This window comes from Streptomyces kunmingensis (genome assembly GCF_039533535.1).
In the GTDB taxonomy this organism is placed as follows: domain Bacteria; phylum Actinomycetota; class Actinomycetes; order Streptomycetales; family Streptomycetaceae; genus Streptomyces; species Streptomyces kunmingensis.
Genome location: NZ_BAAATS010000005.1, coordinates 1 through 19,626 on the forward strand (window position 1 = coordinate 1; position 19,626 = coordinate 19,626).

The 19,626-nt window shown below is 71.0% G+C and carries 18 protein-coding genes; 13 read left to right on the top strand and 5 right to left on the bottom strand.

Translation table 11 applies throughout. The annotated features are described in order from the left end of the window. The first annotated feature begins 154 nt into the window (after positions 1 to 154). Entirely contained in the window at positions 155 to 382 is a 228-nt protein-coding gene (locus tag ABD366_RS05185) for a DUF5133 domain-containing protein (protein ID WP_324767572.1), read from the top strand. A 64-nt stretch (positions 383 to 446) separates the two neighbouring features. On the opposite strand, the gene ABD366_RS05190 is transcribed toward ABD366_RS05185, so the two are convergent. Together ABD366_RS05190 and ABD366_RS05195 are read right to left on the bottom strand one after the other, a co-directional pair. Further along, positions 447 to 1,187: a VOC family protein gene (locus ABD366_RS05190; RefSeq protein ID WP_324767570.1), complete on the bottom strand. Its 741-nt coding sequence runs from the start codon at positions 1,185 to 1,187 to the stop codon at positions 447 to 449. A gap of 81 nt (positions 1,188 to 1,268) precedes the next feature. Next, on the bottom strand, positions 1,269 to 2,312 hold the full coding sequence (locus ABD366_RS05195) for a LacI family DNA-binding transcriptional regulator (RefSeq protein WP_324767569.1): 1,044 nt from the start codon (positions 2,310 to 2,312) through the stop codon (positions 1,269 to 1,271). Between the two features lie 219 nt (positions 2,313 to 2,531). On the opposite strand from ABD366_RS05195, the gene ABD366_RS05200 reads away from it, so the two are divergent. From ABD366_RS05200 to ABD366_RS05240, 9 genes are all read left to right on the top strand, one after another. Next, positions 2,532 to 3,677, top strand: coding sequence for a Gfo/Idh/MocA family protein (locus tag ABD366_RS05200; protein WP_324767568.1), 1,146 nt, complete (start codon positions 2,532 to 2,534; stop codon positions 3,675 to 3,677). After that, positions 3,674 to 4,594, top strand: a complete 921-nt coding sequence (locus tag ABD366_RS05205) for a DUF6807 domain-containing protein (RefSeq protein ID WP_324767567.1) — start codon at positions 3,674 to 3,676, stop codon at positions 4,592 to 4,594. Before ABD366_RS05200 ends, ABD366_RS05205 begins: the two co-directional genes overlap by 4 nt. A gap of 50 nt (positions 4,595 to 4,644) precedes the next feature. Further along, positions 4,645 to 5,979: an ABC transporter substrate-binding protein gene (locus ABD366_RS05210; protein ID WP_324767566.1), complete on the top strand. Its 1,335-nt coding sequence runs from the start codon at positions 4,645 to 4,647 to the stop codon at positions 5,977 to 5,979. Beyond that, on the top strand, positions 5,976 to 6,941 hold the full coding sequence (locus ABD366_RS05215) for a carbohydrate ABC transporter permease (protein WP_324767565.1): 966 nt from the start codon (positions 5,976 to 5,978) through the stop codon (positions 6,939 to 6,941). The genes ABD366_RS05210 and ABD366_RS05215 overlap by 4 nt, the downstream gene beginning before the upstream one ends. Continuing rightward, entirely contained in the window at positions 6,938 to 7,774 is an 837-nt protein-coding gene (locus ABD366_RS05220; RefSeq protein WP_324767564.1) for a carbohydrate ABC transporter permease, read from the top strand. Before ABD366_RS05215 ends, ABD366_RS05220 begins: the two co-directional genes overlap by 4 nt. 6 nt (positions 7,775 to 7,780) lie before the next feature. Beyond that, positions 7,781 to 8,395: a hypothetical protein gene (locus tag ABD366_RS05225; protein ID WP_324767563.1), complete on the top strand. Its 615-nt coding sequence runs from the start codon at positions 7,781 to 7,783 to the stop codon at positions 8,393 to 8,395. A 56-nt stretch (positions 8,396 to 8,451) separates the two neighbouring features. After that, positions 8,452 to 10,248: a glycoside hydrolase family 2 protein gene (locus ABD366_RS05230; protein ID WP_324767562.1), complete on the top strand. Its 1,797-nt coding sequence runs from the start codon at positions 8,452 to 8,454 to the stop codon at positions 10,246 to 10,248. 67 nt (positions 10,249 to 10,315) lie between these two features. Continuing rightward, positions 10,316 to 13,240 (top strand): alpha-glucuronidase family glycosyl hydrolase, encoded by a 2,925-nt coding sequence (locus ABD366_RS05235; RefSeq protein ID WP_324767560.1) that lies wholly within the window; start codon positions 10,316 to 10,318, stop codon positions 13,238 to 13,240. Between the two features lie 120 nt (positions 13,241 to 13,360). Further along, positions 13,361 to 14,794 (top strand): MFS transporter, encoded by a 1,434-nt coding sequence (locus tag ABD366_RS05240; RefSeq protein WP_324767559.1) that lies wholly within the window; start codon positions 13,361 to 13,363, stop codon positions 14,792 to 14,794. 21 nt (positions 14,795 to 14,815) lie between these two features. On the opposite strand, the gene ABD366_RS05245 is transcribed toward ABD366_RS05240, so the two are convergent. Then, complete coding sequence (locus ABD366_RS05245) at positions 14,816 to 15,928, bottom strand: MerR family transcriptional regulator (RefSeq protein WP_324767558.1); 1,113 nt, start codon at positions 15,926 to 15,928, stop codon at positions 14,816 to 14,818. A gap of 159 nt (positions 15,929 to 16,087) precedes the next feature. Here ABD366_RS05245 and ABD366_RS05250 point away from each other — a divergent pair, with 159 nt between their 5' ends. Beyond that, positions 16,088 to 16,699 carry a dihydrofolate reductase family protein gene (locus ABD366_RS05250; protein WP_324767557.1) on the top strand — a complete coding sequence of 204 codons (612 nt, stop codon included), beginning with the start codon at positions 16,088 to 16,090 and terminating at the stop codon, positions 16,697 to 16,699. 85 nt (positions 16,700 to 16,784) lie between these two features. Here ABD366_RS05250 and ABD366_RS05255 read toward each other — a convergent pair whose 3' ends face one another. Then, positions 16,785 to 16,949: a hypothetical protein gene (locus ABD366_RS05255; protein ID WP_324767556.1), complete on the bottom strand. Its 165-nt coding sequence runs from the start codon at positions 16,947 to 16,949 to the stop codon at positions 16,785 to 16,787. A 197-nt stretch (positions 16,950 to 17,146) separates the two neighbouring features. Here ABD366_RS05255 and ABD366_RS05260 point away from each other — a divergent pair, with 197 nt between their 5' ends. Beyond that, on the top strand, positions 17,147 to 17,800 hold the full coding sequence (locus tag ABD366_RS05260; protein WP_324767555.1) for a histidine phosphatase family protein: 654 nt from the start codon (positions 17,147 to 17,149) through the stop codon (positions 17,798 to 17,800). Between the two features lie 38 nt (positions 17,801 to 17,838). Here the strand turns inward: ABD366_RS05260 and ABD366_RS05265 are convergent, their stop codons facing one another. Further along, positions 17,839 to 18,612 carry an SDR family oxidoreductase gene (locus tag ABD366_RS05265; RefSeq protein ID WP_324767553.1) on the bottom strand — a complete coding sequence of 258 codons (774 nt, stop codon included), beginning with the start codon at positions 18,610 to 18,612 and terminating at the stop codon, positions 17,839 to 17,841. A 105-nt stretch (positions 18,613 to 18,717) separates the two neighbouring features. On the opposite strand from ABD366_RS05265, the gene ABD366_RS05270 reads away from it, so the two are divergent. Beyond that, complete coding sequence (locus ABD366_RS05270) at positions 18,718 to 19,605, top strand: sigma-70 family RNA polymerase sigma factor (protein ID WP_324767552.1); 888 nt, start codon at positions 18,718 to 18,720, stop codon at positions 19,603 to 19,605. Positions 19,606 to 19,626: the final 21 nt, after the last annotated feature.

The window sequence follows — 19,626 nt, forward strand, 5'->3', positions numbered from 1 at the left end:
CCCTGCCCAGCAGGTCACACACCACACCACGACCGAGACAGACCTAACGGAGTCCTAGCCAGGCCTGAGGAAAGAACGATCAAGGAGGTGTGGGCAGGGGATGCCCGGGCACGGGGGACTCGAATCGCCCACCGTGCCCGAAGGAGTCGACGTCATGCTGATGGCGCACCCGGCTGTCCTCAACGACCTCATCCAGCAGTACGAGACGCTTCAGGCGCTCAACGCCTCGCAGGGCAGTGCGCGGGTGCGGCAGCGGATGGATGACGTCGCCTACACGCTGTGCATAGCGACCGGCACCGCCGACATCGACGCCGCTCTGATCGCCGCCCGGCACCGACTCCCGGGAGCCCGCCCCGAGGACGACTCCCTCGCGGCCGCCTGAACCCCTTCGGACCTGTTGCGGCGCCGGGCCCCGTGGCCCGGCGCCGCAGTGGTGCAACCCTGCGTCAGGAACGGCCGAGGACGCAGAACTCGTGCCCCTCCGGGTCGGCCAGGCACGTCCACGGAACGTCGCCCTGACCGAGGTCGAGGTCGGTGGCGCCGAGGGCCCGCAGCCGGTCCACCTCCGCGTCCTTGTCGTCACCGGAGTACGGCAGCAGGTCGATGTGCACACGGTCCGGCACGGTCTTCGCGCCCGAGCGCAGGAACTCCAGGTACGGGCCGACCCCCTTGGCGGAGCGCAGCACCGCACGGTCGTCGCTCACCTCGTGCAGGGTCCAGTCCACCGCCCCGTCCCAGAACCGGGCCATGGCCCGCGGATCCACGCAGTCGATGACGACCGCGGCGATCGGCCCGGTGTCCCGGTAGATCTCCCGGGGCTCCAGCACACAGAACTCGTTGCCCTCCGGGTCGGCCAGGACCGTCCACGGCACGTCGCCCTGGCCCACGTCCACGGGCGTCGCACCGAGGGCCTTCAGGCGGGCGACCGACTCCGCCTGGTGCGCCGCCGAGGTGGTGGCGAGATCGAGGTGCACACGGTTCTTCGTCGCCGTCTTGGGCTCCGGGACCTTGACGACGTCGATGCAGACGGCCGTCGCGTCGGGCCAGACGAAGCCGCCGCCGGGTTCGACGTTGGTCACGCCGGGTCCCTCGCTGGAAACACCCCAGCCGAGCGCTTCGGCCCAGAACCGGCCGACCACCTCGTCGTCCAGGGCCTTGAAGTTCACGTTCACAGGTCGCAGTGCCATGCCGGCGACCCTATGCACTGCACCACGCCCGGCGCACGTGGCTTGTCCGATCGGAGATCAACTCGGCGGTCGGGGCCGCTTTCAGAGGGTCAGCGGCCGTCGGACCGCCGCCGTGGACTCGCGGACGTCGAGCCAGTGCGGGGCCACATGCACCTCGAAGGGCAGCGGCTCCGCCGAGCGGATGCGGGCCGCCAGGCACTTCACGGCCAGGGAGGCGATGGCCCCCTTGTCAGGAACCAGCGTCGTCAGTGACGGCGTGCTGTACAGGGCCTCCTCGGACCCGTCGATACCCGCCAGCGCGATGTCACCCGGCACACTCAACGCCGCTTCGTGCACGGCCCGCTGCGCCCCGACCGCCAGCAGGTCGCTGAAGCAGAAGACAGCGTCGGGGCGGATGTCGGGGGGCAGGGCCAGCAGGGCCCGCATCGCCAGCAGACCGTTGCCGCGGTTGAACTCCGTGATGGTGGGGGCGAGCCGCGGATCGAACGGCAACCCTGCTTCGTGCAGGGCCAGTTGGAACCCCTCGAGACGCTGACGGCTGGTGGCCGACGCCTTCACGTCGGCGCCGATGGCCGCGATGCGCGTACGGCCCAGACCGATCAGGTGGCCGGTGACGTCACGCGCCGCCGCGACATTGTCGATGAGGACGTGGTCGGCGACCACGTGATCGCGCTGGTAGCTGCGCTCGCCGAGGAGGACGAGCGGGAACGCGTCGGCGACCGGCGCGAGTTCGGTCGTGGTGACGTGCAGCGGCGAGAGGATCACCCCGTCCAGCAGGGACGCGCCCACCCCGGTGGCCAGGCGCAGTTCCTCCGCCGGGTCTCCGAGCGTCTCCTCGATGAGGACGGTCAGCCCCAGTGCGGTGGCCTCCGCGCGGATGTGGTGGGCGAGCTCCGCGAAGTACGGCGTGGTCAGGTCCGGGACGGCGAGGGCGATCAGACCGCTGCGGCCCGTACGCAGTCTGCGCGCGGACGGGTTGGGACGGTAGCCGAGCTCGCGGACCGCGCGCATCACCCGCTCCCGCGTGTCCGCCGACACCTTGGGCGCATCGCGTACAACGTTGGAAACCGTCTTGATCGACACACCTGCGCGCATCGCCACGTCTTTGAGTGTCACGGCTGTCACGGATCGGCCCCCTAGTTCAAGTTGCCCCCTGATTATGCACTTCCGTGCACCCCGGGCCGGCGCGCAGCCGAGAAAGACTGGTGCGTGACGAAGGGTTGACCCCGTGGACACGCGGCGGTTACAACGTTGGAACCACATCGACGGCAAGCGCTTGCTGCGGCCTTTTCGCGCTTGCTGCCGCATCGCCGGGCGCGCCCGTCCGTCTCCCGAGAGGACCGCATGTCTTCGCTTCGCTCACCTCTTCCGCTGCGCACCGCCGTGATCGGCACCGGAGGGATCGCGCGCTCCAGCCATCTGCCGGCGCTGCGCAAGCTGGCGGCGGAAGGGGGAACGGAGGTGGTCGCGGCGGTCGACACGGACGCCGGTTCCGTCGGCAGATTCGCCGACGACTTCGCGATTGCCTACCGGACCACGGATCTCGCCGCCATGCTCAGCGAAGTGCGGCCGGACCTCGTGGTGCTGTGCACTCCGCCCGCCGTCCACCGTGAACAGGCCGAGGCCGCGCTGCGGGCCGGAGCCTGGGTGTGGTGCGAGAAGCCGCCCTGCCCCTCGCTGGCCGACTACGACGCCGTCGCGGCGGCGGAGCGGGGCGGCGGCTCGGACCCGTACGCGTCCATCGTCTTCCAGCACCGCTTCGGCTCCGGGGCCCGGCACGTGCGGCATCTGCTGCGCGAGGGCGCCTTCGGGCGGCCGCTCGTGGCGCACTGCCAGACGACCTGGTACCGGGACACCGCCTACTACGCCGTTCCGTGGCGGGGCCGCTGGGCGACCGAGGGCGGCGGCCCGGCGATGGGCCACGGCATCCATCAGACGGATCTGCTGCTCGACCTGATGGGGCCGTGGAGCGAGGTGCGCGGCATGGCGGCCCGCCTCGTGCACGACGTGGAGACCGAGGACGTGTCCACCGCCCAGGTCCGGTTCGAAAGCGGCGCCCTCGCCACGGTCGTCAACAGTGTGCTCAGCCCGGACGAGGTCAGCCGGATCCGCATCGACTGCGAGCACGCGACCGTCGAAGTGACCCATCTGTACGGCTACCGCAACGCGGACTGGCGGATCACCCCGGCTCCCGGCGTGCCCGAGGAGACGGCGGCCGCCTGGCGGGACTTCGGTGTCGACGAGCCCAGCTCGCACCTGGCCCAGCTGCGCGCGCTCGTCGCCGACATCCGGGCCGGGCGACGCCACGCCACCAGCGGGCAGGGCGGCCGGCAGACCCTCGAGTTCATCACCGCCCTGTACAAGTCCGCGTTCACCGACGCGCCCGTCCACGCGGGCTCCATCGGCCCCGGCGACCCGTACTACACCCAGCTGCACGGCGGCGCCCCGCAGTGGGCCCCCGCCACGCACCCGGAAGGGACCTCCGTATGACACTCGCGCTGACCCACGCCCACGGCGACCGCATCACCGTGGCCCACGAGGCTTCCGGCACCGACCTGTTCTCCTACGTGTACCGCCCCGAAGCGGCGTGGGAGGCGCCCAAGCCCTATCTGCACCCGCTGCGCACGCTGTCCGGCGCCCTCGTCACCGACTACCGCCCCAACGACCACCGTTGGCACAAGGGACTGCAGCTGACGGCCTCCCACCTGTCGGGGCAGAACCTGTGGGGCGGAAACACCTACGTCCACGGCGAGGGGTATCTCGCCCTGCCCGACCGGGTCGGCTCGATGGCACATGTGTCCTTCGAGGAGGTCTCCGCCTCGGGCGAGCACGCCGTCATCGCCGAACGCCTGACCTGGCACCCGCACGACGGGGAGCTGTGGGCCGAGGAGGAACGCCGGATCGAGGCCCGCGTCGACGCCGGGACCGGAAGCTGGTCGCTGACCTGGACCTCGGCCGTCACCAACCGGCGTACCGAACCGCTGCGCTTCGGCAGCCCCACCACCCACGGCAGGCCGGCGGCCGGTTACACCGGTCTGTTCTGGCGCGGCCCGCGCGCCTTCCGCGACGGACGGACCTTCACCTCGGAGGCCGACGACGGCGACCTGATGGGCACGCGGGCCGACTGGCTGGCCTACGTCGGTGAGCACGACGGCCGCGACGGCCACGCGACGCTCGTCTTCGAGCACGCCCCGGCCAACGACCACAGGGGCGAGAAGGGGACGCACCCCGCGCACTGGTTCGTCCGCAGTGATCCGTTCGCCGCGGTCGCCCCTTCCTGGGCGTTCCACGACGAGCTCGTCCTCTCCCCCGGCTCCACGCTCAGCCGCGGCTACCGCGTGACCGTCGCCGACGGCGCCTGGGACCGCGCGCAGGTGACCTCGCACCTGCGGGACCTCACCTGGTGAGCACCGGCAACTGACCCACAGCCCCCTCCCCCTCCCTCTGGAAGGCACCCATGCCCGAGCCCCGAAGCGGCGAACGCCGGCTCCCGGCCCGCCGGGCCGTCCTGGCCTCGGCCGCCGTCGGCCTCAGCAGCGCCCTGACCGCCGGTCTCTCCGGCTGTTCCACCGCGAGCGGCAAAGGCGGCGGCGTCTCGCTCACGTTCGCCTGGTGGGGCAACGACGACCGTGCCGCCCGCACCGAGAAGGCGGTACGGCTCTTTGAGAAGGAACACCCCGGCGTCACCGTCCGCACGTCCAACGCGGAGTTCGGCGCGTACAAGCAGAAGCTGGCCACGCAGGCGGCGGGCGGCGGCATCCCCGACGTCGCGCAGCTCGACTACCGGCAGGTCTCCCAGTACGCGGGAGGCGGCGCGCTGCTGTCCCTGGGCGACATCATCGAGAAGCAGCAGATCCGGACGTCGGAGATGGACAAGTCCTTCCTGCGCACCGGGAGTTATGAGGGCGAGCAGTACGCCGTGCCGATGGGGCGCGGCATCACCGGTTACGCCTACGACGCGGCGATCTACAAGAAGGCGGGTATCCCCACACCCCAGCCGAGCTGGACGTGGCAGGACTGGGCCGAGGCGAACAGGAAGATCGCCGCGCTGGGGCTCAAGTCCCCCGACGGACGCCCGCTCACGGGCTGCAACGACGGCGGCGGCAACGAGGACGTCTTCGAGGACTGGCTGCGCGGCCGCGGCGGACGGCTCTACGCGAGCCAGACGCGGCTGGGCTTCACCGAGGACGACCTGACGGAGTTCTGGACCTTCTGCGACCGGCTCCGTAAGGACGGCTCCGTCGCGGCGGCCCGGGACTCGACGCAGGCCAAGTCCACCGAGACCAGCCCGATGGGCCGCGGCCTGGCCGCCGCCGACTTCACCTGGGACGCCCCCTTCCCCGGCTACCCGGCGCTGCTCGGTGACGACGTGCACTACGCGCCGGTCCCGACCACCGGCGGACGTCAGGGCGCCTACTTCAAGCCCTCGATGCTGCTCGGCGTAGGAGCACACACCGCGCACCCGAAGGAAGCCGTCGCTCTGGTCGACTTCCTCCTCAACGACCCGCGGGCCGGCGACATCCTCAGCTTCACCCGCTCCACGCCTCCCAACCGGAAGATCGCCGCCCGGGTCGCCGCCACTCTGGAGGGCGCGGAGCGGGAGATCTACGACTACGCCCAGAAGCTGGAGAAGTACGGCCTGGACGCGCCTCCCACCGCCCCGCCGAAAGGTGACATCCCCGTCCAGATCGCCTTCGGGCGTGCGTACCAGCGCGTGATGTTCGAGCAGGCCACACCGCGTCAGGCGGCACGCGAACTCATCGACGAGGCCAACCGGGAGCTGCGGTCATGAGCACAGTCACGACCGGCGCGCCGCCGCGCGCCGACGACACCACCCCGCCGCGCCCCGCGTCCGGGCGCCGCCCACGGCGTGAACGGCAGTGGCCCGCCTACGTGTTCCTCTCCCCCTGGATGATCGGCGCGCTCGTCCTGACGCTGATCCCGATGGCGGTGTCGCTGTACCTGTCGTTCACGGACTACAACCTGTTCGACCCGCCGCACTGGGTGGGCCTGCGCAACTACACGGAGATGCTCACCGAGGACCCCCGCTACTGGCGGTCGGTCGGCACCACCCTGCTGTACGTGGTGATCGCCGTACCGCTGAAGCTGGCCTTCGCGCTCGGCGTGGCCATGCTCCTGCGCAGCCTCGGCCGCGGCCGCGCCTTCTACCGCTCCGCCTTCTACGCGCCCTCGCTGCTCGGCGCGAGCATGACGATCGCGCTGGTGTGGCGGGCCCTGTTCAACGACGGCGGCTCCGTCACCCACGTCCTGGACGCGGTCGGCATCCACACCGGCGGCTGGATCGGCAACCCGGACCTGGCCGTGTACGCGGTCGTGCTGCTGACGGTCTGGCAGTTCGGCGCCCCGATGGTCATCTTCCTGGCGGGGTTGCAGCAGATCTCGCCCGACCTCTACGAGGCGGCGGCCCTGGACGGCGCGGGCCGCTGGCGGCAGTTCGTCTCCATCACCGTGCCCATGCTGTCCCCGGTCGTCTTCTTCAACCTGGTCCTGGAGATGATCCAGTCCTTCCAGGTGTTCACCCCGGCCTTCGCCATCAGCGGCGGCGACGGCGGCCCCGCCGACTCGACGCTCTTCTACACGCTCTACCTCTACGAGCGCGGATTCACCGCCTCGCACATGGGCTACGCGGCGGCGATGGCCTGGATGCTGCTGATCGCGGTCGGCGTCATCACCCTGATTCTCTTCAGGACGTCCCGGTCCTGGGTCTTCTACGCGGACGAGGAGGGGCGATGAACCTCGCCACCAAACGCTGGCTGCCGCACACGATCGCGGCCGTGGCCCTGCTCCTCCTGCTCTACCCCCTGGCCTGGCTGCTCGCCACGTCCCTCAAGCCGGCCGACGAGGTGGTGACCAGCCTCGACCTGTGGCCCAGCCACCTGGAGTGGTCCAACTACACGACCGCCCTGGACGGCGTCTCCGGCATCTCGGTCACCCGCCTGCTCGGCAACACCCTGACCATCGCGATCGGCGCGGTCATCGGCAACGTCCTGTCCTGCTCGCTGGCCGCCTACGCCTTCGCCCGGCTCCGCTTCCGGATGCGCAAGGGCATGTTCGCGTTCATGGTGGCGACGCTGATGCTGCCGCACCACGTCGTCCTGATCCCGCAGTACATCATCTTCAACCGGCTCGGCCTGGTGGACACCTACTGGCCGCTGATCCTGCCGAAGTTCCTGGCCACCGAGGCGTTCTTCGTCTTCCTCATCGTCCAGTTCATGCGCGGCCTGCCCCGCGAACTGGAGGAGTCCGCCCGCATCGACGGCTGCGGCGCCTTCCGCACCTACTGGTCCATCACCCTGCCGCTGAGCCGGCCCGCGCTGATCACCACCGCGATCTTCACGTTCATCTGGACGTGGAACGACTTCTTCACGCAGATGATCTATCTGTTCGCGCCGGAGAAGTTCACCATCACGCTCGCCCTGCGCAGCTTCGTCGACCAGTCCAGCACCTCCGCGTACGGGCCCATGTTCGCCATGTCGGTGATCTCCGTGCTGCCGATCGTGCTCTTCTTCTTCGTCTTCCAGCGCTACCTGGTGCAGGGCATGGCCACCTCCGGACTGAAGGGCTGAGCGACCATGACGACCCACACGCCCGCACCGCCGCGCGAACGCCGCGAGCCCGGAGAGGTCTTCGGCTCGGGGTTCTCCCTCTTCGCCGACATGCTGCTCGTCGGCCTGCTCACGAGCCTCGCCTGCCTCCCGGTCCTGACACTGCCCGCCGCGTTCTCCGCCGCGTCCGCCACGCTCGGAGCGAGCGCCCGCACCGGCGCGCCGGTCACCACCGCCACGTACGTACGCCATCTGCGGGCGCACCTCTCCGCGCGCAGCCTCGCCGGCGGGTTGCTGCCCCCGCTGCTGGTCCTGGTGCTGCTGACCGATATGGCGCTGCTGGACAGCGCGCTGCCCGGCGCGCCCGTCATGGCACCCGCGCTCGTCCTGCTCGCCCTGGGCATGACGACCGTGGCGCTGCGCTCCACCGCGCTCGACGGCGCGCACCGTCTGTCCCTGCGCGAGGCGCTGGTCCGCTCGGCCGCTGAGCCGCGCTCCACCGTCCTGCTGGCCGGCGCCGTGCTCCTCGCGGCGGTCCTCGCCTGGTCGATGCCGCTGCTGGTGCCGCTGCTGCCCGGGCCGCTGGCGTTCGCCGCCACCGTTGTGGACCTCCGCTCCCCCGCGCGCACCGAGGAACGCTGAACCGGCACAGCGCCGCCTTCCCCCGAGATCCCGTACGACATCACGGAGTTCATCGCATGCCCCGCACTCATCTGGAAGCCGCCGGTCACCCGCGCCCGCAGCTCGTCCGTGACCCCGGCTGGCACGACCTGAGCGGCACATGGCAGTTCGCCCACGACGACGCGGACGACGGCCGGACCGGCCGCTGGATGGATCCTGACGTGACCGCGCCCTTCACCGGCACTGTCACCGTCCCCTATCCGCCCGAGTCCGAGGCTTCCGGCATACAGGACACGGACTTCCACCCAGTGCTCTGGTACCGGCGCACGATCGACGTGCCGCGCCCGGCGGCCGGCAAACGCCTGCTGCTGCACTTCGGGGCGGTCGACTACCGGGCCGAGGTCTGGCTGGGCGGCCGTTTCGTGGGCCGGCACGAGGGCGGCCACACCGGCTTCACCTGCGACCTCACCGACGCCGTCGACCGGGACGGGGAGCAGGTCCTGGTGGTCCGCGCCGAGGACCAGCCGCTCGACGCCACGCAGCCGCGCGGCAAACAGGACTGGCGCCGGGACCCCCACGTCATCTGGTACCACCGCACCTCGGGCATCTGGCAGCCGGTCTGGCTCGAGGAGGTTCCGGACGAGCACATCGCGTCCCTGCACTGGACCCCCGATGTCGCCCAGGCCCGCGTGCGCTGCGACGTGCGCCTCGGCCGGTGGCCCCAGCGCCCTCTCGCCCTGACGGTCCGTCTGACACAGGGCGAGCGGGTGCTCGCCGAACAGCGGGTGCTGACCGACGGGCAGGAGACGGCGTTCGACGTCGCGGTCCCCGCTCTGCGGCACGGGCAGGACCTCGACGACCTGCTGTGGAGCCCGGAGCACCCCCGTCTCGTCGACGCGACGGTGGTCCTGAGCGGCGCGGAGGACGACACCGCCGTCGACCGCGTCGGCTCCTACCTCGGGCTGCGTGACATCGGCTGGGACGACGGTGTCTTCCTGCTCAACCACAAGCCGTACTTCCTGCGCATGGCACTGCAGCAGGGCTACTGGCCCGCCTCCCATCTGTCCGCCTCCGCCGACGAGCTGCGCCGCGAGGCCGAACTGGCCAAGGAGATCGGCCTCAACGGACTGCGCATCCACCAGAAGATCGAGGACCCGCGCTTCCTCTACTGGGCCGACCGGCTCGGCCTGCTGCTGTGGGAGGAGATGCCGTCGGCGTACGTCTTCGGCACCGCGACCGTCGAGCGGGTCGTCGCCGAATGGACCGAGGCGATCGCGCGGGACCGCAGCCATCCCTCGATCGTCGCCTGGGTGCCGGTCAACGAGTCCTGGTCGGTGCCGAACCCGGCGCTCGTGCCCGCCCAACGCCATTTCATGGACGCCCTGTTCCATCTGACGAAGGCCCTGGACCCGTCCCGTCCCGCCGTCTCCAACGATGGCTGGGAGATCTCCGCCGCCGACATCTGGGGCGTCCACGACTACACCCAGCGCGCGGAGGTCCTCGAGGAGCGCTACGGCCACGCCTCCTTGCGCCAGGGCGAGATCGCCGAGCAGTGGCCCGGCGCCAAGCGCCTGACGCTGGACGGTGTCCGCCACCGCGGGCAGCCCGTCGTCCTCAGCGAGTTCGGCGGAGCCACGTTCGAACCGGCCGAGGACGCCGAGTGGTTCGGCTACGACACCGTGGCCACGCAGCAGGACTTCGCCGACCGGCTCGCCTCCCTGGTCGGGGCGGCGGTGAACTCGGGCCTCGCGGGCTTCTGCTACACGCAGTTCACCGACACCGAGCAGGAGACCAACGGCCTGCTCACCCCCGATCGCCAACCCAAGATCCCCCTGGCAGACCTGTGCGCGATCCTCACCCGGACCCGCACGTAGACCCCGACGCCAGGGCGCGCAGGCACCGTTCGTTCATCCACGGAAGTCATCGACGGAAGTGAGAGACATGAGCTCAGGAATACGCCGCCGCTCCCTCCTGACCGCGGCCACGCTCGGCAGCGCCGCCGGATCACTCGCCCTGGCCGTACCGGCATCGGCCGCGCCGGCTCCTGGTACTGAAGCCCCTGCGGGCGGTGCGCCGCCCGCCGAGGACGGCTACGAACTGTGGCTCCGTTACCGCAAGGTGGAGGACCCCGGACAGCTCAAGCGCTACCGGGCCGCCTTGAGCAACCTCGTCCGGCAGGGCGGCGGCCCCCTCCAGAAGTCGGCCGCCGACGAGCTGGCCCGGGGGCTGTCCGCACTGCTCGGCACCAAGGTGACACCCCGCGCCGCCGCTCCCTCGGGTCCGGCGCTGGTGGTCGGCACACGGGACAGCTCCCCTCTCATCAGGTCGCTGGTCCCCGCGGCCGACCTCGCCGACCTCGGCGAGGAGGGGTACGTCGTCCGCCGGGTCACGAAGAACGGCAGCTCACACGTGGTCGTGGCGGCCCACGGCGACCGCGGTGTCCTCTACGGCGCTTTCCACCTGCTGCGACTCGTCCAGACCTGCCGGCCGCTGGAACACATCGACCTCACGGAGTCGCCGGCCGCCCCGCTGCGCGTCGCCGACCACTGGGACAACATCGACGGATCGATCGAGCGCGGCTACGCGGGCCTCTCCTTCTTCGACTGGGCGGAGCTGCCGAAGCTCGACGAGCGGTACACGGACTACGCGCGCGCCCTGGCCTCCCTCGGCATCAACGGCGCCGTGATCAACAACGTCAACACGCCCGCGACCTACCTCGCCGAGCCGTTCCTCACCAAACTGGCCGCCCTGGCGGGCGTACTGCGCCGCTACGGCGTCACCCTGTACGTCACCGCGAACTTCGCCGCGCCCATCGATCTGGACGGCCTCGCCACCGCCGACCCGTTCGACCCGGGGGTGCGGAGCTGGTGGTCGAAGAAGGCCGACGAGATCTACCACCGGATCGAGGACTTCGGCGGCTTCCTGGTGAAGGCCAACTCCGAGGGCCGGCCGGGGCCGCTGGACTACGGCCGCACCCACGCCGACGGCGCCAACCTCCTCGCGGACGCGCTGAGACCGCACGGCGGCATCGTCATGTGGCGGGCGTTCGTGCACGACACCGACGCGAAATGGGACCGGCAGGGCTACCTCGACTTCACACCGCTGGACGGCAAGTTCGCCGACAACGTGGTGCTGCAGATCAAGAACGGGCCCATCGACTTCCAGGTCCGTGAACCCGCCCATCCCCTCTTCGGCTCCCTCCCCCACACCAACTCGATGATCGAACTCCAGGTGACCCAGGAGTACACGGGCCACTCCACCCACGTCTGCTACCTCGTCCCGCAGTGGAAGGAGGTCCTGGACTTCGACACGCTCAAGGCCGGTCCGGGCAGCACGGTGGCCGCCGTCGTCACGGGCGAGGTGCACTCCTACACGCACTACGGTTTCGCCGGCGTCATGAACTTCGGCGACTCCAGGAACTGGACGGGCTCCCACCTCGCCGCCGCCAACACCCACGGCTACGGACGACTCGCCTGGAACCCACGGCTGTCGGCGGCCGAACTCGCCGACGAGTGGACCCGGCTGACCTTCGGCAACGACCAGCACGTCGTCACCACCGTGACCACCCTGCTGCTCGGCTCCTGGCACACGTACGAGGACTACACCGCGCCCCTGGGCACGGGCTACATCACGCATCCGCCGGACGGCTCGGTCACCGGGCACTTCGACCCCAGCCCGACCACGACCACCCAGTTCCACAAGTCGGACCGCGACGGCATCGGCTACGACCGCACCGCCGCCACCGGTGACGGCTACACCGAGCTGTACGCCCCGGCCGTCCGCGACGCCTACGAGTCCCTGGAGAACTGCCCCGAGGAACTCCTCCTCTTCCTGCACCACGTCCCGTACACCCACCGCCTGGACAGCGGGAAGACCGTGATCCAGCACATCTACGACACACACTTCTCCGGCGCCGCGAAGGTCGGGGAGATGCGCGAGGCCTGGAACGGGCTCCGCCGCCGCGTCGACCGCCGCCGACTCACCGACGTGGACCGGCAGTTGGGCGAGCAGCTGACGCAGGCGGCACGGTGGCGGGACACCCTGGTGGCGTACTGGTTCGAGCTGAGCCGGATCCGTGACGAGCACCGCGGCTGGCTCCAGGCCGTCGTCGCCCCGGCCGACACCGCCCTGCTGGGCGGCGAGCGCAACGAACTGCCGGTCCAGGTGGTCAACGCGACCGGCTCCGGACTGCGCACGGACGTCTCCCTCGACGTGCCGGAGGGCTGGGCCGCGGAGCCGGCGACGTGCTACGTGGCCTCGCGCGAGGACGAGACGGTGAAGCTGACCGTCGTCCCGCCCCTCGCCCCCGCACTCACCACACTGCACGCACGGCCGAGGTCAGGTGCGGTGCAGGTCCTCGACTCCTCGCTGCGCAGCATGGCCGACACGGTCGTCGTCCCGCCGGCCGCCCGCTGCGTGCACGCGCTGGACGCGGGCCCGGCGACGGCGCCGGTCCTGAAGGACTACACCCGCCTCGCCCCCGACAGCACCTGGCACGACGGCGCGGACTTCGGCTGGGTCGACAACACGCCCGACGCGACCGACACCGGCCTCTTCGACGTCGTACGCCGTGACTACGTACGGGACAGCGCACCCGCCGTGCTCCGGCTCAAGCTGCCCGCCGGCCGCTGCACCGCCCACCTCCTCACCGGCGACCCCAACACGTTCAACCGGACACTGATCGTCCGCGTGGACGGAACCGAGAAGGCCCGCAGCGAACGGCTGGACGGGCGTGAGTTCACCTGGCTCCGAGTCCCGCTGGACGGCGGGCCCACCGGGCGGGAGGTGGACGTGGAACTTTCCGGCAAGGAGAAGGAGACCTGGCACCTGACCGCGTGCGTCGTCCTGGCGGACGGGACGCCCTAGCGGCGCGGCGCGGGCCCTCGTCACCCGGCGCCCGATGACGAGCCCGGTGCGAGGCAGACGCGCTCGATGGTGGCTTTAAGGCGTGGCGGCCATGGCTCGCCGCTCGGTACGGTCGCGGCCATGTCGAAGCAACGGGCGCGGAACGGCGCGGTGTTGACCGTCTCCGCGGGGTCCAGGGGCGGCCGGGGCTGGGCCGTGCTGCTCGTCCTGTGCGGCACGATCTTCCTGGAGGGCAGCGATGTCGCCATGCTGGCCGTGGCCGTCCCCACCATCCGCGCCGACCTCGGCCTGACCACCGGCACCGCGGCGTGGGTGATGAGTGGCTACGTCCTCGGCTACGCCGGTTTCACCCTGCTCGGCGGACGCGCCGCTGATCTGCTGGGCAGGCGGCGGATGTTCCTCACCTGGCTGGGTGTCTTCCTGGTCTTCTCCACGCTGGGCGGCTTCGCGACCAGCGGCTGGATGCTGGTCGCGGCTCGGTTCGTCACCGGCGTGGCGGCGGCGTTCATGACCCCCGCCGCCATGTCGATCATCACGACCTCGTACCCCGCGGGACCCCGGCGCGACAAGGCCCTGCTGGTCTTCGCCGGTGTCGGCGCCGCCGGGTTCTCCCTGGGCCTCGTCATCGGCGGGCTGCTGACCGAACTCGGCTGGCGCTGGGTGTTCTTCGCGCCCGTGTTCCTGGCCGCCGCCATCCTGCTCGCGGCACTCAGGCTGCTCCCGCCCGAGGTCCGCCCCGGGTCCGCCCGGCGCGGCTACGACCTGCCGGGCGCGGCGGCCGCGGCAGCCGCCATGCTGCTGTTCGCCTACGGCATCGTCCGGCTCGAGCACGGCGGCGAGGGACTCGGCCTGACGCTCGGCGCACTCGCCGCCGGAGCGGCACTGGTGGCCGTGTTCCTCCTGATCGAGCGACGCGCCGAGGTGCCGCTCGTCCGGCTGGGGATCTTCCGCAAGGCCGCGATGGTGCGGGCCGACGTCTGTGCTCTGCTGTTCCTTGGCGCGTTCTTCGGCTTCCAGTTCATCGTCACGCTCTACTTGCAGGAACTGCGCGGCTGGTCCTCCCTCCAGGCCGCGATCGCGCTGATCGCCATGGGCTGCGACGCCGTGCTGGCGCCCGCCCTCACCCCGCGACTGGTGCGCCGCTACGGCACCGGCCGGGTGATCCTGGGCGGTTTCCTGCTGGCGATCGCCGCCTACGGGCTCTTCCTGCCGGTCGGCCTGGACTGGTCGTACGCGGCGATGTTCCCGAGCCTGATCATCGCGGGCATCGCCTTCGCCCTCGCCTACGGCCCGCTCACCATCGCCGCGACGGACAGCGTGGACATGGACGAACAGGGCCTGGCCGGCGGGCTCCTGTACACGTTCACCCAGTTCGGCGCGGCGGTCGGCATCTCGGCGGTGACGGCGGTGTACGGAATCACGGCGTCCGGCACCGACGGCTCACCGGCCGCGGCACTGGACGCCTACCGCACCGCGCTGGCCGTCCCGGTGGCCATGGTGCTCCTGGGAGCGGCACTCAGCGCCTTCGGGTCACGCGAAGCCGAACGCCGCTGAGTTCCGCCGCCTCCCCTGCGGCTACGGCAACGTCACCACATCGGCGACCACGCAACTGACGTTGTCGTCACCGCCGGAATCATTGGCCAAGGCGACCAGTTCACGGACCGCTCGCCCGGGCTCCGCGGCATCGGACAGCACCCGGCGTATCTCCTCGGCCCGGACGAAACTCGACAGGCCGTCGGAGCACAGCAGGTACCGGTCTCCTTCCAGGGCATCGTGGAGACGCAGGTCGGGAGTGCCGTCGGCGCCCTGCCCCAGAGCACGTATCAGCAGTGACCGCTGGGGGTGGGAGACCGCTTCCTCCGGGCTGAGGCGCCCTTCGTCGATCATCGACTGGACCATGGTGTGGTCGTGGGTGATCTGGAACAGCTCTCCGTCGCGCAGGAGGTAGCCGCGAGTGTCGCCGATGTGCACGAGGGCGAGCTGTGATCCGGTCCAGAGCATGGCGGTGAGGGTGGTCCCGGCCTCTCGGTCAGTGGATCCGGTCGCGGTTTCCGTCACCGCCCCCGTCTCCGTCTTCCTCCCGGCAAAGCCGTGTACGGCCTGTTCCGCCTGAGCGATCGCGTCTTCGAGCACGTTGAGGAGATCGCCCGCCTGGATGCCGTCGGCTTCGAGGCGCTTGAGCGCGTCGACGGCGGCCGCGCTGACGGAACCTCCCCGACCGCCGAATCCGTCGGCGACGGCAAGCAGCCGGGAGCCTGCGTAAGCCATGTCCTGATTGCTCTCACGGACGCGCCCGGCATCGGAGAGCACGGCGTGACGGATTCCGAGGGACTTCACGGTCGGAGACATGGCGGGGTCCTTCCTGGACAGGTGGTCGATGAGGAAAGCGGCCAGATCGCGCCGGACGACGGTTTCGGCTTCGGCCTGCGCCCAGAACGCACGGATCTCCTGGGCCGCCGGGCCCGCCTCCAACGCGCAGACCCGCTCGATGCGGGTGAGAGGCATCCCCAGTCGTCGGAGCCAGGCGATCAGTCGGGCCTGGTCCAGTTGGTCCGGTGCGTACAGGCGGTAGCCGGTCACCGGGTCGACGCGAGCGGGGGGCAGCAGACCGAGTTCGTCGTAGAGACGCAGCGCCTTCGGTGACAACCGTGACGCTCTCGCGAACATGCCGATGGTCAGCAACCCCATGCCCGTTCCTCCTTGCCCGGGCACGTCGCCCGGCCCCACCGATGCTGCGGGCTCCCCCAGGGTGAAGGTCAACCACGGCCCGACCGATGAGTTTCCGCGCGGCCGGGCGTCTGGGAAGAGTGAGGGTCAGGCCGCTGCCCCCGGAGAGAACGGTGTGCGATGAGACTGGTACTGCAGGAGTTCCTGTCGCTGGACGGCGTCTACCAGGGCCCGGGGTCCCCGGACGAGGACACCAGCGACGGGTTCACCAAGGGCGGCTGGTTCGTGCCGCACATGGACGAGGAGTTCGAGCGGCGGGCCGGCACCTGGCTCGAAGGGGCGGACGGGTTGCTGTTCGGCCGCCGTACCTACCTGAGCTTCGCGCGGGACTGGCCGAAGATGACCGAACATCCCTTGGCGCACATCATGAACGGGCTGCCGAAGTACGTCGCCTCGCACAGCCTGGACCGAGCCGAATGGAACCCGGCCACGATCCTGTCCGGTGACATCCCCGCCCGGGTCGCCGAAGTGAAGCGGCAGTCCGGCCGTGAGCTGCAGATCCACGGCAGCGGCCGGCTGGCCCAGTCCCTGCTGGCCGCCGGCCTGATCGACGAACTGCGCCTGGTCATCGCCCCGGTCGTCGTGGGCGAGGGCCGCCGCCTCTTCCCCGACGGTGGCGCCCCGGCGGGCCTGCGGCTCCTGAGCAACGAGACAACCCCCGGCGGACTGGCCGTCCACGTATACGAGTCGACCGGGCTTCCTGCCTACGGGACATACGGGGCCGGCGCATAGCCGCCCCGGGCCGAACCCCCGATGGTGCCGCGCCACGCACCAGGCGTCGGCGCGGCACCAAAGGGTTCAATGCCTGCTGTTCCGGTCAGTCCAGTTCCATGTCGCCGAACTGAACGACGTTGGTGTCGTGGTTGACGACGGCGGTGTCGCCGTCACTGAAACCGTCGTTGTCGGCGGCGGCGAAGCCCGCACCACCGAGAACGGCGAACGCGGCAAGAACGGTGGCGGTGACAGCTGTACGCAAACGCATGAGGCAGTCCTCTGCTTCGTGGGTGGAAAGATCGAACGAACGGAGGCTTATCCGATCTGTCCGGTTCGTACACGGGATTCGTACAGCCCCACTCGTCCGTGGGTTCCATTCGGCCGATACGCGGAGCGCATTCAGGGGCGCACAATCGGCTGCGACCCGTACCGCGAACCCGCCACCTACCAGGAGGACACGCGCCCATGCGCACGCTTCACGTCGTCACTCACCCCGAGGCCACGCACCATGTCGAGGGGGTCGTCGGCGGATGGCACGACTCGCGGCTGACGCCCGCCGGTGTCCGTGCGGCGGCGGCCGTCGCCCGGGCGTTGCGGTCCCGGGTCCCGGACGGAGCGCCGGTGCGGTTGATCTCCTCGGACCTGCGGCGCACCGTACGGACGGCCGAGGAGGTGGCCGAGCTGTTCGGCGTGCGGCCGGTCCTGGACCGTCGGCTGCGGGAGAAGTCCTACGGCGAGGCGGGCGGAAGGCCGCAGGAGTGGCTGGACCGGCGCTTCGTCCCGCCGCCGGCCGTCGGGGAACGAATGGACCACGACGAGGGCGTGGCAGGCGCCGAGACCAAGGCGGAGTGGGCCCGGCGCATCTACGAAGCCATGGACGAGATCCTGCGGGACCCCTGCGAACACCAGATCATCGTGACCCACGGCGGCTCCCTGACGTTCGTCGTCGCGGCCTGGATCAAGATGCCGATCCAGTCGGCCGACCACGTCAGCTTCCGGGCGCCCGCCGGCAGCATCACCACCCTTCGCGAAGACGACTACTTCCATAACCGTCAGGTCGTCACCCTCGGAGACATCCGCCATCTGGACCCCGCCCAGGGTGCTCGGGACGGGCGCTGAACCTTTCGGGCGGGGACGCCGTCGGCGCGGCGGTGCCGTCACGCGGCCCGCTCCGCCAGGAACGCCTCCCACGTACGGTCGCCGTGGACCGCCTGCGCCGACTGCGCGAGGTTCACGCCGTCGCGGTAGGCGCGGCCAACCTTGCCGGGCATCCGCATCCCGAGGACCGGGCGGCGGCGTCCGGTGGCGCCCAGGTAGCGGCGGACCACGTCGTCCATCGTGTAGACCGTCGGGCCGGCCAGCTCCGCCACCAGACCGGCCGGTGCTCCCAGGGTCAGCTCGACCAGGCGCTGGGCGACGTCGCGGGCGTCGACCGGCTCCAGGCGCATCCCGGGCGCCGGGACGAGGGGCAGCTTGGCCATCTTGGAGACCATCGTGTGCACCAGGTCGTGGAACTGGGCGGCCCGCAGCAGCGTCCACGGGATCCCGGAGCCGGTGATCACTTCCTCCGCCGCGCGCTGCGTCGCGAACCACGCCATCGGCATCCGGTCCGCGCCGATCACCGAGATGTGCACGATGTGCCGCACACCTGCCTCGCGGGCCGCCTCGACCAGGTGCGTCGCCACGACGTCGTCGCCCTTGGCGCCGCCCGCCAGGTGCAGCACCGTGTCCACCCCGGCCATCGCGGCCGCGACGTGTTCGCCGGTCATCAGGTCGCCGGTGACGTACGTGATCCCGTCGGCGTCCGGCCGCTCGCCGCGGCTGAGCACCCGCACCCGACGGCCGGGCGCCGCCTGCCGGAGCAGCGGGAGCACGTGGCGGCCGAGCGTGCCGGTGCCACCGGTGACGAGGATCGTGGTGTCAACAGACATGATGTACCCCTCAGTTACTGGTTCTCGTGGTGTGCTCGTGGCGTTCTCGTGCTGTGCGAGCTTCGGTTCTGCCGCTCTGACACGCCGCGAAGGGGGATGTGACGGATGAACGAAAAGAATCTTGAGAAGAGTCTTCGGGCCGGGGATTTCGAGGCCCACCGCCCCCACCTGCGCGCGGTCGCCTACCGCATGCTCGGCTCCCTCGCGGAGGCCGAGGACGCGGTGCAGGAGACCTGGCTGCGGGCATCGGCCGCCGAGACGGGCGATGTGGAGAACCTCGGCGGCTGGCTCACCACCATCACCACCCGGACCTGCCTCAACGCCCTGCGCTCCCGCGCCACGCGCCGCGAGGAGGCGCTGGAGACCACCTTCGGCACCGGCCGCCCGGACGGCCGCCCCAACCCCGAACAGGAGATGGAGGCAGCCGACGCGGTGGGCATCGCCCTGCTCGTCGTGCTCGACACCCTCACGCCCGACGAACGGCTCGCCTTCGTCCTGCACGACCTCTTCGCGGTCCCCTTCGACGAGATCGCCACGATCCTCGAGCGCAGCCCCGCCTCCGCCCGCCAGCTCGCGAGCCGGGCCCGGCGCCGGGTCCGGGGCACCACCCCGGCCGCCCCCGACTCCTCCCGCCAGCGCCGGGCCGTGGAGGCGTTCCTCGCGGCGACCCGCACCGGCGACTTCGAGGCGCTGGTCGCCCTGCTCCACCCGGATGTGGTCCTGACCGCGGATCCGGCCGTGACCCCGACCCCGGAGCCGGTCGTCGTCCTCGGCGCGCACACCGTCGCCCGGGGCGCGATGGCGGCCGCCGGACGCGCCCAGTTCACCGGCCCGGCGCTGCTGGACGGGATCCTCGGTCTGGCCATGGCCCCGCTCGGGCGCCTTCGCCTGGTGCTCGCCTTCACCGTCGAGGCCGACAGCGGGCTGATCACCGCCGTCGACGTGATCGCCGAACCGGAGCGGCTCGCCGAGCTTGAACTCGCGGTCGCCTGACCCGACCGGCACGCCAGGACG